Source organism: Ekhidna sp. (assembly GCF_039960695.1).
Lineage (GTDB): Bacteria > Bacteroidota > Bacteroidia > Cytophagales > Cyclobacteriaceae > Ekhidna.
The window spans coordinates 277,168-289,642 of record NZ_JBDVKP010000018.1 but is presented as its reverse complement, the minus strand read 5'-3'; the positions used below and the strand labels follow the sequence as shown (position 1 = coordinate 289,642).

Annotated in this window: 13 protein-coding genes; 8 read left to right on the top strand and 5 right to left on the bottom strand. The window is 40.3% G+C overall.

Annotated features, from left to right (window positions below):
* Window positions 1–30 precede the first annotated feature (30 nt).
* Window positions 31–1,698: a LytTR family transcriptional regulator DNA-binding domain-containing protein gene (locus ABJG98_RS11325; protein ID WP_348279629.1), complete on the bottom strand. Its 1,668-nt coding sequence runs from the start codon at window positions 1,696–1,698 to the stop codon at window positions 31–33.
* Between the two features lie 44 nt (window positions 1,699–1,742).
* Entirely contained in the window at window positions 1,743–2,222 is a 480-nt protein-coding gene (locus ABJG98_RS11320) for an SRPBCC family protein (protein WP_348279628.1), read from the bottom strand.
* A gap of 83 nt (window positions 2,223–2,305) precedes the next feature.
* Between ABJG98_RS11320 and ABJG98_RS11315 the strand changes: the two genes are divergently transcribed.
* Window positions 2,306–3,070, top strand: a complete 765-nt coding sequence (locus tag ABJG98_RS11315) for a carboxypeptidase-like regulatory domain-containing protein (protein ID WP_348279627.1) — start codon at window positions 2,306–2,308, stop codon at window positions 3,068–3,070.
* Here the strand turns inward: ABJG98_RS11315 and ABJG98_RS11310 are convergent.
* Window positions 3,067–4,137, bottom strand: a complete 1,071-nt coding sequence (locus ABJG98_RS11310; protein ID WP_348279626.1) for a DUF3089 domain-containing protein — start codon at window positions 4,135–4,137, stop codon at window positions 3,067–3,069. The genes ABJG98_RS11315 and ABJG98_RS11310 overlap by 4 nt on opposite strands.
* A gap of 64 nt (window positions 4,138–4,201) precedes the next feature.
* Here ABJG98_RS11310 and katG point away from each other — a divergent pair, with 64 nt between their 5' ends.
* The 4 genes from katG to ABJG98_RS11290 all read left to right on the top strand — a co-directional run bounded on the left by katG (window position 4,202) and on the right by ABJG98_RS11290 (window position 8,115).
* Window positions 4,202–6,403 (top strand): catalase/peroxidase HPI, encoded by a 2,202-nt coding sequence (gene katG / locus ABJG98_RS11305; RefSeq protein ID WP_348279625.1) that lies wholly within the window; start codon window positions 4,202–4,204, stop codon window positions 6,401–6,403.
* A 62-nt stretch (window positions 6,404–6,465) separates the two neighbouring features.
* Window positions 6,466–6,837: an ankyrin repeat domain-containing protein gene (locus ABJG98_RS11300; RefSeq protein ID WP_348279624.1), complete on the top strand. Its 372-nt coding sequence runs from the start codon at window positions 6,466–6,468 to the stop codon at window positions 6,835–6,837.
* Window positions 6,838–6,866: 29 nt separating this feature from the next.
* Entirely contained in the window at window positions 6,867–7,385 is a 519-nt protein-coding gene (locus ABJG98_RS11295; protein WP_348279623.1) for a hypothetical protein, read from the top strand.
* 64 nt (window positions 7,386–7,449) lie between these two features.
* Window positions 7,450–8,115, top strand: a complete 666-nt coding sequence (locus tag ABJG98_RS11290; protein ID WP_348279622.1) for an energy transducer TonB — start codon at window positions 7,450–7,452, stop codon at window positions 8,113–8,115.
* Between the two features lies 1 nt (window position 8,116).
* On the opposite strand, the gene ABJG98_RS11285 is transcribed toward ABJG98_RS11290, so the two are convergent.
* Window positions 8,117–8,707, bottom strand: coding sequence for a LemA family protein (locus tag ABJG98_RS11285; protein ID WP_348279621.1), 591 nt, complete (start codon window positions 8,705–8,707; stop codon window positions 8,117–8,119).
* A gap of 26 nt (window positions 8,708–8,733) precedes the next feature.
* Between ABJG98_RS11285 and ABJG98_RS11280 the strand changes: the two genes are divergently transcribed.
* From ABJG98_RS11280 to ABJG98_RS11270, 3 genes are all read left to right on the top strand, one after another.
* Window positions 8,734–9,624: a YgcG family protein gene (locus ABJG98_RS11280; protein ID WP_348279620.1), complete on the top strand. Its 891-nt coding sequence runs from the start codon at window positions 8,734–8,736 to the stop codon at window positions 9,622–9,624.
* A gap of 13 nt (window positions 9,625–9,637) precedes the next feature.
* Window positions 9,638–10,285, top strand: coding sequence for a hypothetical protein (locus tag ABJG98_RS11275; RefSeq protein ID WP_348279619.1), 648 nt, complete (start codon window positions 9,638–9,640; stop codon window positions 10,283–10,285).
* A 63-nt stretch (window positions 10,286–10,348) separates the two neighbouring features.
* Complete coding sequence (locus ABJG98_RS11270) at window positions 10,349–11,182, top strand: dienelactone hydrolase family protein (protein WP_348279618.1); 834 nt, start codon at window positions 10,349–10,351, stop codon at window positions 11,180–11,182.
* A gap of 52 nt (window positions 11,183–11,234) precedes the next feature.
* On the opposite strand, the gene ABJG98_RS11265 is transcribed toward ABJG98_RS11270, so the two are convergent.
* On the bottom strand, window positions 11,235–12,449 hold the full coding sequence (locus tag ABJG98_RS11265) for a WG repeat-containing protein (protein ID WP_348279617.1): 1,215 nt from the start codon (window positions 12,447–12,449) through the stop codon (window positions 11,235–11,237).
* Window positions 12,450–12,475: the final 26 nt, after the last annotated feature.

Sequence of the window (12,475 nt, the reverse complement as noted above, 5' to 3'; positions counted from 1 at the left end):
AATGCCCGCTAAAACTTAAGGGGCAAATATTTAAAAGGGTAAATCATCCAATCTTGGTCTGGACGCTTTCATGTGAATCTCTTCACCCTTAATAGAGATCACAACCAACTGATCACTTCTAGTAACTTTTTTGATCAAATCTTCTCGAACTACAATGGATCTTGATATTCTAATAAATTGATCAGGTAATTCTACATGTACTGCTCCAAGAGTTTTGGTAATAACCAAAGGTTTATCCTGATTGGCTAGAAAAAGATCTGTGTATGGGCCTATACCAGCAGACTTCAAATAGAGAATTTCATTGAATTTTAATTTGACTCTTTCCTTTCCAGATTTCAGTATGATAAAATCTTTATTCTTTGTGCCTGCAAGTTTTGCTCTTTTTTTCAGAACGTGGATAATCGTCAATTGTACACAGATGAAACATAAAATGATGAGCCATTTAATTGATTTATCACGGGCTTTATAATTAAAAAAGTAAATTTTTTCTGCCGTGTGGACAATAATATTGGATCCGCTCCATATTGGATGATTAATTATTGGATAGTCAATCTGGTAAATTGTTTCAGATCGTAAATCATTAGCTATCACAGAAAGTAACTGTTCACGCTTTGACGCTACAAGAAAGTCGCTTGAGGCTGCAATTCTATTTTTACTACCACTTGGATTTAAAGGCACCTCCGCTTTAACCATAAACTTATTTCGTTCGAGGTTGGCAGTTAGTTCATAGATCTCTTTAGTTGTTTCATTATAGGAAAAGAGTTTATTGCCGTATTGAAAAAGTTTACTGCTCTCTTGTCCCTCTTTTTCCTTAATGATTTTTCCGTTAGTGTCTATCAGCGATATAGAAGGATCGATTTCCTCATTACGTCCATACCTCGATGAAACAGCAAGGTAATTACTGGAATCAGTCTCTATCGGAAGTACGGTAATCTTACTTGAACTATGTGAGTATTCAGTTGGCTCAAAGAAGTGATTAAGATTCAAGTCAAATACTCTAAGCCAAGATGAGCTATCTGTAAAAGGAACATCATAATGGATGTTTTCAGGAGCAAAAGATCGAGTAATGATCTCCGGAGTTCCATCTTTGTCAAGATCAAAAAAGTAGGGATTAAGTACTAACGATCCTTCATCCTCTGTTCTATTGAATTTCTTAGTACTCCAATTAAATGAATAAATGGCTCTGGGTTCCAATGGATATCCTGCGTTAATTGAAAAAACAACGTATTTGTCAAAAATGCCAGCAATCTCGATTAGATAATCATAGTTCTCTAATGAATAATCATTATTTACGGGAATAATTGGATACGATTCCTTGACTGAATAGAGATCGCTATATTTTAGCCAAATTGTATCTTGATAGCGCATTATGGACCATATCTCCTTAATGCCGTCATTATCCATATCATGGAAATAAATGGCGCTAGATGACTTTATCTTTCCTTCAATTTTTAAATCAGAAATATGATCTTTTTCTGATCTGATATTAAAAACTGAATAGATGTTGTTGTAGTCTCTAACTAAGATTTCTTCTTCTTCTCCATCTCCATTTAAATCCTCATACTTAACGATAACTACATCTTTCGCCAAGTATTCTTTGAAAATCTTTAGTCTGTGGCTATCGATAGTGAAATATAAAAAACAGATGACTGCTGAATTAGCTAGAACCAATAGAAACGAAAATTGATACTTCTTCAAGAGTCAATTAGTTATTTACAACTAAAATAACTCATCTGCATAAACTACTCGCCAAACATCTCTTTCAGTGCTATTATTCGATAGTTGAAAATCTCCATCAATTGTCTTTTCACAAAAAGCGACTGTGCTATGCCTCCAAGAAATCCAAAAGGTATTTTATATGAAACTCGGTCAGTCATCAAAACACCATTTTCGTTTTCTTTAAAATGATGTTCATGGTGCCATAAGCTATAAGGGCCAAATCTCTGCTCATCTACAAAAAACAGTTTGTCATCTACATGGGTGATTTCAGTGACCCAGTTGATTTTTATTCTTGGAAAAGGAGAAATTTTGTAAGTAATCATTTGCCCTGCATACATGTTTTCCTGCTCACACGAAGTTATTTGGAACCCCATATGCTTAGGTGTGATCAATGTCAGATTTTTGGGGGATGAGAAAAACTTCCATGCTTCAAGCAACTTGATCGGCAATTGTTGCATTACTGTTAATGTATAGATACCTGAATGCTTTTTGATTTCAATCATGCTCTATAAACCGACAGAAGAGTGAAATGTTAAATAATCCTAAATCAAAAAACCGCGTTTATTAAAAACAGATATTTGGATACTTGAAAAAGCTCATTTTCATTGCATTGATCATTTCAGGCTGTTTTTCCTCCACAGCTCAACGAAGCTATGTCTATGGTATAGTGAAAGATAGTCTTACTAAAGAAGACTTAATAGGCGTTCACATCCAAAACATTGATGCTGGCAGTTTAACCTCCACCAATGCGGAAGGAAAATTTCAGATGCCAGGACAAATCGGAGATACAATCGTTTTCTCCAGCGTAGGTCACAAAACATTAGCTTGGATTGTAGATTCCACTTGGTTTAAATCTGAAGAAATTGAATTTCTCCTTCCTGTTAATACCATTTATCTGGATGAAGTTGTTGTAGGTGAATTTCCAGAATACGAAAGATTCAAAGATCTTGTGATAAAGGAACAGCCTAAAGACACCACCTTCGTAATCTTTAGAGTACCCCGAGTAGTGATGGATCCTTATCCACAGATGGAGAAAAGTGAATATCTAAACCCTGTTTTCGTATTTTTTCATCCTATTTCTGCTATCCATCACTCTGTCAGTAAAAAGGAGAAAGAAAAGCGGAAGATGCAGCAAATTCGTCGGACAAAGTATACGACCGACAAGGCTCGGCTAAAATTCACCAGAGAATGGGTAAGTGAAAACACGAAACTGGAGGGCGACAAACTCACAAGCTTCATTTCATATTGCAATTTTTCGGACGAATATCTAGCTACCTCCTCAGAATTTGCCATATATGAACTCATGATGGACCTACTTCCCAAGTTTCTAGATGAGTATGAAGAAGGCTAGTCCTTATTTTCCTCCAAATACTTAGTCACACGTTCCTCTACATTATCCCTGATGTTCATATAAAATAGATTGTAATCCACTACATGATATCGATCCCAATTGATTAGAAAACTCCAGAAAAATTTCAATTTATTGATCCAAAGCATGCCATCCACAGTCTGTGCGTCAGATAATCCAGGCCTTATTTTTTTGTAATTCTTTAATATCCCTCCTCTATTTTTCCCCCACGAAACGTAGGCGGTATCACTTGTCCAGCTCAAGGGGTTTATATTGAGCGCGTCAGCATACCAAAAGTCATGGTTACGAGGATAATAGTCTCGGGCATATGTATTCCACGTGAGCCAACAGCCAACATCATCAGGATTCTCACAAGGTGGGATGTACGAAAATGTCCCTTTGTCTAATGGCATGCCTACAATATATGCCGCCACAAGCTGCTTCATGAGTTGCTTACTTTCAAAAAATTCTCGTAGCAAAGTCACCGCATGATTGGTCCCCTGACTATGCGAAGCAATGATAATCGGTCGGCCTTCATTCCAGTTTTCCAGGTAATACTGAAATGCTTTTTTCACATCCTGATAGGCAAACCCCAAAGCTTCTACCTTCATAGGTAGGTTATCTGCGTAGTACACACCAATGTGAGCCTGCCGATAGAGTGGAGCATATACTTTTCCTGAGGCATTGAAAACAGATGCCTGGTATTTAATTGTTGATTTTGCTATTTCCTTATTGAGTTTTTCATCATTCACATCTGCAAACCACGGATGGTCTTTGTGCTGCTTTTTGGAATAAATGGTTGGATAGATAAAAAAGATATCTACATCTGCTGTCGACTGATATTCTTTCAATTCACCTTTCCCTGGCACCAAATCAGCCATATCATCAACATCAGGATGTGCCACCCAATATTTCAGTTCTGTATAATCTGGTGCTTCAGGAACTAAGTCCAAATCTTCACGTCCATATTTTGTATTGAACTTTTTAGCGTCTTGAGTAAATCCACTGGCACCAGTGAAAACAAACAGCAGAACAACTAAGTTTTTTACATAGGTTGAGCTTATAGCCATATAAAATTTATAAATTATAGTAATACTAGATTTACTCTAGTTAAAGTATTAAACCCTTACCAATATGACTAATCATACATCCAATAATAATGGTGATGCAAGCCAGTGCCCTTATTTAGGCGGCATTCTAAATCAAGGTGCAGGTGGCGGTACCTCTAATCGCGACTGGTGGCCAAACCAACTTAAACTGAATATTCTCCGACAGCACTCATCCAAGTCTGACCCTATGGATGATGGATTTAACTACGCTGAGGAATTCAAGAAGCTAGACTTAAAAGCCTTAAAAAAAGATCTGTATGACCTGATGACAGATTCACAAGATTGGTGGCCTGCTGATTATGGACACTACGGTCCACTATTTATTCGAATGGCATGGCACAGTGCAGGTACCTACCGTATTCAGGATGGGCGTGGTGGAGGTGGAACAGGTACGCAGCGTTTTGCTCCTCTAAATAGCTGGCCTGACAATGGGAACCTTGATAAAGCAAGACTTTTACTTTGGCCGATTAAAAAGAAGTACGGAAGAAAAATTTCGTGGGCTGATTTAATGATTCTAGCTGGAAACTGTGCTTTAGAATCCATGGGATTTGAAACATTTGGATTTGCCGGTGGACGAGCAGATGTGTGGGAACCTGAAGAAGACGTTTATTGGGGTGCAGAAACTGAGTGGCTGGGAGATAAACGATACACAGGAGATCGTGAGTTAGAAAATCCACTAGGTGCCGTTCAGATGGGATTGATTTATGTAAATCCTGAAGGCCCTAATGGCAATCCCGATCCGTTGAAATCAGCTATAGATATCCGAGAGACCTTTGGTAGAATGGCAATGAACGACGAGGAAACAGTAGCTCTGGTAGCCGGAGGTCACACCTTTGGTAAAGCACATGGTGCTGCTGACCCTGACAAACATGTGGGTAGAGAGCCTGCAGGCGCAGGCATTGAAGAACAAAGCATGGGATGGAAAAATAGTTTTGGAAGTGGCCATGGAGATAGCACTATTACGAGTGGAATAGAAGGTGCATGGACACCAAACCCAACAAAGTGGGATAATGACTATTTCGAAGTACTCTTCGGCTATGAATGGGAATTAACAAAGAGTCCTGCAGGAGCAAATCAATGGACACCTACAGCAGCATCTAATGCTAAAAAAGCACCTGCTGCAGGAGATTCATCGAAATCGCAGGCTCTGATGATGACAACTGCGGACATGGCATTGAAGATGGATCCTACATATGAGAAAATTTCCCGGCGCTTCTATGAAAATCCAGAAGAGTTTGCTGATGCATTTGCACGTGCATGGTATAAGCTTACTCATCGAGACATGGGACCCATTGCACGTTACTTAGGATCTGAAGTACCTTCAGAAGAATTGATTTGGCAAGATCCGATTCCCGCAGCTACTCACTCGCTAAGTGACTCAGATGTGACAGCATTGAAAGTAATGATTTTGGATTCCGGATTAGCTGTTTCTGAGCTGGTCTCTACAGCATGGGCTTCTGCTTCAACTTTTAGAGGCTCAGATATGAGAGGTGGAGCAAATGGCGCTCGGATCAGACTGGCGCCGCAAAAAGACTGGGAAGCGAACAATCCCAAGCAATTAGCGAAGGTGCTTGCAGCTTTGGAAGGAGTGAAAAGTAATTTTGGTAAGGATGTTTCTCTTGCCGACCTGATTGTTTTGGGGGGTGGCGCAGCCATTGAAAAAGCAGCTAAAGATGCTGGACAGAATGTGGTGGTTCCATTTACTCCTGGGCGTTCGGATGCATCCGCTGAACAAACCGACGCAGAAGCCTTCGCAGCTCTGGAACCCTTAGCAGATGGATTTAGGAACTATCAAAATACAAGAGTACCCATTGCCGCCGAAGAGATGCTCGTTGACAAGGCACAGCTCTTAACACTTACCGCGCCTGAGATGACCGTATTAATAGGAGGTATGCGTGTATTGAATACCAACCATGACCAATCAAAGCATGGCGTATTTACGGACAGGCCTGGAACACTCAGTAATGATTTCTTTGTGAACCTGCTAGACTTTGGCATCACATGGAAGGCTACTGCAGCTGATGATAAATACTTCGAAGGGACTGACCGAAAATCAGGTAACGTAAAATGGACCGGAACCAGAACCGATCTGATTTTCGGATCAAATACAGAGCTTCGTGCAATAGCAGAAGTCTATGCATGCGAGGATTCAAAAGAGAAGTTTGTCAATGATTTTGTATCCGCCTGGGACAAAGTGATGAATCTGGATCGGTTCGATTTAGGGTAAAAAATAACATAGGGTTCAATTCATATGGGTTGAACCCTTTTAAATACCACCTGATGGAGTTAATGAGTTTTATTCGATCTGGTCAGATAGCTCCGCTTGCACAGCTTGTGGAGGCACAGCCAGAAATTGTGAATAGACCCGATGAAAGGGGATTTACCCCTTTGGTACTTGCAACCTATTTAGGTCAGAAAGAAATAGCTGAATTGCTTATCGATCAAGGTGCAAATGTTGATGCAAAGGACGCACTCGGCAACACAGCACTAATGGGCGTATGTTTCAAAGGATCATATGAACTCGCTGAAATGCTCATTACGAAAGGTGCAAATGTTCTTTTGACCAATAATGAGGGAGTAGATGCTTTGACTTTTGCGAGAAATCACCGTCAGGAAGAAATTGTACAGTTACTTATTTCTGCTGGAGCTGAAACAGTCTAGATAAAATCCAGTTAAAGTAATCACTAACAATGCTTCACTACATCCACATTCAGGGAAAAGAGGCCCCTCGATTTCATTTTAGAGATCAGACCTCCAGGAGCTTTAAGTCAGTCATACAATCATTGGCGAAAGGATCTCCTCTGGTCATTTCTTCCCTTTATAGAACCGATATTCTCTACCATGCGGATGCTGATAAATCTGAGAATATTCTCAAACTGTGGGAGCTCTATTCCAAGCCCATTGAAGATAGAAGCGTACTCACATTTGTCGCAGGGAGGGAACATTCGCTCGAAACATTTTTCACCTCACTTGTTGCTTTGAGTAGTGTAAGCCTGTGGTATAATAGCTATCTCGAAGAATTCAGACACGCATGTTCACTAGATTATTCCAATCCGATTCTACAGGATTTGAAAAACTGTGAAAAGTATCTTCAGGATTCACAGAAGACCGTTTACCGCCCATTGACGGAAATTGATGCCGCTGATCTTTTGCCTCGCAAAGAAGTATATGCTGACCTTTCCAAGCACTTCAATGACTTTCTAAATTGATTTCAGGCACGATTCATGCTTTTATTTCGATCAATTGATTGATAACCTAACAAAGTATTGAATTATGGAACTTAAGAAAAACAAAAAGTATGACCTGGAACACAAAAGACCTTTGTTTTTTGGTATTGGTATGATCATCTCACTTTCCTTAACACTGCTAGCATTTGAATGGAAATCCCCAATTGAGCCGGTTATGCATTCATTTAATCAAGAGTATGAGTCTGTTGACGAGTTCATTGTACCTCCAACAGACATCAAACCGCCCCCTCCACCACCTCCATCTACACCTATAATTAAATCCACAGTTGAAGAGCCTAAAGAGGAAATAGAAGTGACCATAGATGCGGAAATTACTGATGAAGAGTCTGTGGTAATTTTAATTCCAACAGAAATTTCAGAAGAGAAAGTGGACGAGGCTCCTAAGAACTGGGCTGAAGTAATGCCCACCTTTGAAGGAGGTATGCAGAACTTCTATAAGTTCCTGGGTAAAAACATTCATTATCCCAAGCAAGCCCAGCGTATGGGAATAGAAGGAAGAGTTGTCGTTCAGTTCGTTGTAGAAAAGGACGGCACATTAACAGACCTTAAAGTTTTGAAAGGCATTGGTGCAGGTTGCGACGAAGAAGCAATCAGGGTCATGAAAAAGGTTCCTAAGTTCCTTCCAGGCAAACAAGGAGACATCCGTGTGAGAGTTCAAATGGTCGTACCCATCAACTTTACATTGAAATAAATTAAAACTGAACAGTTGGAGCATCTTCAGCTCCTTCTGTTGCTTCGTAAAGTGGCTTACGTTCAAAACCAAACATCCCTGCAAGCATCGTATTGGGAAACTTTCGTATATACGTATTATAGCCTTTTGTCTTTTCATTGTAGCGGGTTCGAGCTACCGAAATTCGATTTTCTGTTCCTTCTAATTGGGCTTGAAGTTCCAAAAAGTTTTGATTGGATTTAATATCCGGATAGCGCTCCACAGTCACAAGTAATCTTGAAAGCGCTGAGTTCAGGTTGGATTGGGCATTGGCAAAATTTTGCATCGTCTGAGCGTTCAGGTTTGAAGGATCTATTTGAATGCTTGACGCTTTGGCACGGGCCTCTGTCACTTGGGTCAACACTTCTTTTTCTTGTTGAGCAAACCCTTTTACGGTATTTACTAGATTAGGAATAAGGTCATATCTCCTCTGATATTGCGTCTCAACGTTGGCCCATTCTGTATTTACTTCCTCATCCAGAATTACCATCTGGTTATACTTGCCTGCAAAGAAGTTGTAAACAAGAAAAAGTGCTACAACAATGATCAGAATTGTGATTAGTCGCTTATTCATCTTATTTTGTTATTTTCATCGAAGATATGAAATCATACCTAAAATCAATAGTCTTTGCATGCTGTGTTGCTGTCTTAGCATCTCACGTTTATAGTCAGGAATTACAAAGTGTACCTCATCTAAAGGATCGTGTCACTGATTTGGCTAACCTCTTAAATGAATCTGAAGAACGTATTCTGACCAATCAATTGAAAAGCCTGGAGGAACGGAAAGGTAGCCAGCTGGCAATTCTTATCATAGGATCAACTGAAGGTGAATCAATCGAGCAGTTTTCCATTCGTGTGGTGGATCAGTGGAAGCTGGGCAGAGAAGATATAGATGATGGCGTTTTGTTGATTATTGCTAAAAATGATCGCAAGCTGAGGATAGAAGTTGGATATGGATTGGAAGGTGCAATTACGGATGCGTATGCTAAGCGTATCATCAATAATATTATCGTACCACATTTTCGAGACGGTGATTATTACCTTGGAATTGAAGAGGGAGTCGAAGCAATCATCTCATTAATTGATGGAGAAGATTTACCGCAAGTAACAAGAACATCCACGAGTGACAGAGAAGATGATTATTCGTTTGCACTTTTTATTGGAATAGTTGTCCTGATCTTTTTCGTATTCATAGTGAAAGCATATCTCACCAAAAAAATTGGGAATCTCAAAAGCAATCTTATCATGATTTCTTTTGTGTTTTTGACATCCTGGATACTTGTGAGTTTCGTAGCAGCTCTTTTTGCCTCATTTTTTGCAATGGTGTTCTTAAATGGAGTTGGCTCAGGTGGTAGAGGAGGCCGAGGTGGTGGATACTATGGAGGTTATTCTGGAGGCTACTCCGGTGGATTTAGTGGCGGTTTCTCTGGTGGAGGGTTTTCTGGTGGAGGTGGGGGGTTCGGAGGTGGGGGAGCATCGGGAGGTTGGTAAAACATTTGAGTTTATGAAAAAATACACATTTACAGAGGCAGAAAAACATCAGGTTAAAGAGGCTGTAGAGGCTCTCGAAAAAGAGTCTTGTGGCGAGATTGTCCCTTTCTTTGCGCGAAAGAGTGATAATTACACAGAAACATCCTGGTACATTGCCGCCCTTCTTGGAGTTGCCGGATTGGCAGTTATTGCGCTACTTTCATATACATGGAGTCTTCCGCCTCTTTCCTTTATTGAGGCTTTTATGCTAGTGATTGTCCTTATGCTAGCTGGATACTTTTTACCTATCCTATTTCCAGTGCTCAAACGGTTAATTGTTTCGGACGAGCGTGCATTGGAAATGGTTTCTCTCCGAGCCAAAGAGGCATTTTTAAACGAAAAAATCTATGATACCCATGAGCACGTTGGTATTCTAATATACATCAGTCGTCTTGAACATATCGTGTTGGTTATTGGCGATGAGGGAATCAATGAAAAAGTTAAGAAAGAAGACTGGGAAAATGTCGTGGCTCTAATTACTGATGGCTTAAAAAGAAAGCAAATCGGAGATGGTCTGGTGAATGGAATCAATCTCTGTAAAAATCTGCTAATCACTAACGGTTTTGTTAGGAAGGATACTGACACAAATGAGCTGTCAGATGAGCTAAGAATCAAAGATTGAATCCCATAGAACATCTCATCTTATTTTCATGTTTTACCTTTATAGAAATCTTTAAAACCTAATATGATGAAACTAAAACTGATCTATGCATTCCTTATCGGAATGTTTGTAGTGGCCTGCACCTCCGCAGAAAAAGAATCAGAAAGCAATGAGCCAGAAGTTGTAGAAGCCAGAGTTTTGGGCAAGGTCACAACTTACGCCTCTGATAGCACTACAATGGTAGGCTACTTGTCTTTGGATGTAAATGACTCTTCAAAACGTCCTGGGATTTTGGTTGTACATGAGTGGTGGGGACACAATGAATACTCTAGAAAACGAGCAGACATGCTGGCCGGCCTGGGTTATGTCGCGCTTGCAGTCGATATGTATGGTGATGGTAAGCAGGCTGCTCATCCAGATGAAGCTGGAGCTTTCGCCGGCATGGTCATGGGCAACTTCGATGATGCAAAAGCAAGATTTGAAGCCGCCTTAGAAACGCTGAAAAGTCATCCAAATGTGGATAGTGAAAAAATCGGGGCGATAGGTTATTGCTTCGGAGGAAGCACCGTACTTAGCATGGCGAATGCAGGTTATGAGCTAGACGCAGTTGCCGCATTTCATGCAGGACTTGGACTTCCTGTAATGCCTGAAGCTGGCTCTGTAAAAGGTAGAATTCTAGTTGCAAATGGCGCTGAAGACAAATTTGTAACTGAGCAGCAAATCACTGATTATAAAGCTGCAATGGATGCTGCTGGTGCAAGCTATGAGTTTATTAACTATGAAGGTGCCGTGCATTCATTCACAAGTAAGGACGCCGATTCATTAGCTGCTAAATTCGGTATGCCACTGGCCTACAACGCAGCAGCTGATAGTGCAAGCTGGGCTAAAATGCAGGCACTCTTTGCAGAAGTCTTTTAAAAAAAATACTCCTTGAGAAAAAAGCTTCTTATTTCCAGATAAGAGGCTTTTTTCATTTCCATACATGAATACTTCCTGTCTGATCTACCAGAATTTTCTTGTATTCTACAGGTACCACCACCTCAAAGTTCTTATTTACCACACCTATTTCCCAGGTCTTCTTGCTCTTGAGCAATGCGTATTTCCCTACAAAATCACTGATCCAATATTTCTTTACTGCACCAATTTCTCCTATGTGAGAGCCGCGTGAGCTGAAATGGTCGCTTAGCTCATGAAAGCTGCTACTTAGATCTGTCATGGCTGCAGGAACTACTACCTTACCGCTCTTATCAATGAAACCGAACTTACCGTCCTTCTCAATAAGCGCCCAATTAGAATTTTCTCTATCAAAATAGCTGATCTTGTCATACATGGCAGGAACGACTTCACGCCCTGATTTATCAATGAGACCATACATTCCTGATTTCTTCACCATAGCTAAATGAGACGCGCCTCTGTTTCCAAAGTCATAGATTCGTTCATATTTTGGAGCGATTACTTCTTTCCCATTTCTTTCAATTATCCCATAGAGGCCATTTTGTTCAACCCTGGCCCAATGACCAGCAATTGTTCCAAATGAAGAAATTGAGGTATACTTTGGTGTGACCACCTCTTTGCCCGACCGATCGATAAACCCTTCAAGTCCGTTTTGTTCCACTTTAGCCCAGTCCGTCCCGATGGAGCCAAAGCTCCCTATTCGTTGGTACACTGTTGGTACAATTTCCTTCCCCGACCGATCGATGAATCCATACATGCCATCTCGCTGTACACGAGCCCAGGTAACTCCATTCGAACCAAACGAATTGATGCTATTGTAGATTGGTGAAACCACCTCTGCTCCTGACCGATCAATGAAACCATAAAGACCATTTTTTTGGATCATCGCCCAGTTTACATTCTTATCGCCAAAAGAATAAATGCGATCATAGACTGGTTTTACTACAACACTCCCTGACCGATCAATAAAGCCATACCTGCCATCTTTCTGAAGTTTTGCCCAGTTTAGACCTGACTCTCCGAAACGATAGATTTTATCATATTCTACCGGCAGAATCTCTTTGCCTTGTCTATCAATAAGACCATAGTTATTTTCTTTCCGAACTAATGCAAAACTGCTATGGCCGTGTTCGCCATAGCTAGAGATGTAATCATACTTAGCTTCCTTTTGAGCTTGAGCTTGAAATATTGTAATGAAAAAAAGTAAAAATATCGCCTGATTAGATTTCATAATCTTGTCTTACAGGCTAAGGACAG

Bases quoted from the DNA above. Each gene is read 5' to 3' on its own strand.
- ABJG98_RS11320 (WP_348279628.1), bottom strand. From the start codon at position 2,222: ATGATTGAAATCAAAAAGCATTCAGGTATCTATACATTAACAGTAATG.
- ABJG98_RS11310 (WP_348279626.1), bottom strand. From the start codon at position 4,137: ATGGCTATAAGCTCAACCTATGTAAAAAACTTAGTTGTTCTGCTGTTT.
- katG (WP_348279625.1), top strand. From the start codon at position 4,202: ATGACTAATCATACATCCAATAATAATGGTGATGCAAGCCAGTGCCCT.
- ABJG98_RS11300 (WP_348279624.1), top strand. From the start codon at position 6,466: ATGAGTTTTATTCGATCTGGTCAGATAGCTCCGCTTGCACAGCTTGTG.
- ABJG98_RS11295 (WP_348279623.1), top strand. From the start codon at position 6,867: ATGCTTCACTACATCCACATTCAGGGAAAAGAGGCCCCTCGATTTCAT.
- ABJG98_RS11290 (WP_348279622.1), top strand. From the start codon at position 7,450: ATGGAACTTAAGAAAAACAAAAAGTATGACCTGGAACACAAAAGACCT.
- ABJG98_RS11285 (WP_348279621.1), bottom strand. From the start codon at position 8,707: ATGAATAAGCGACTAATCACAATTCTGATCATTGTTGTAGCACTTTTT.
- ABJG98_RS11280 (WP_348279620.1), top strand. From the start codon at position 8,734: ATGAAATCATACCTAAAATCAATAGTCTTTGCATGCTGTGTTGCTGTC.
- ABJG98_RS11275 (WP_348279619.1), top strand. From the start codon at position 9,638: ATGAAAAAATACACATTTACAGAGGCAGAAAAACATCAGGTTAAAGAG.
- ABJG98_RS11270 (WP_348279618.1), top strand. From the start codon at position 10,349: ATGATGAAACTAAAACTGATCTATGCATTCCTTATCGGAATGTTTGTA.
- ABJG98_RS11265 (WP_348279617.1), bottom strand. From the start codon at position 12,449: ATGAAATCTAATCAGGCGATATTTTTACTTTTTTTCATTACAATATTT.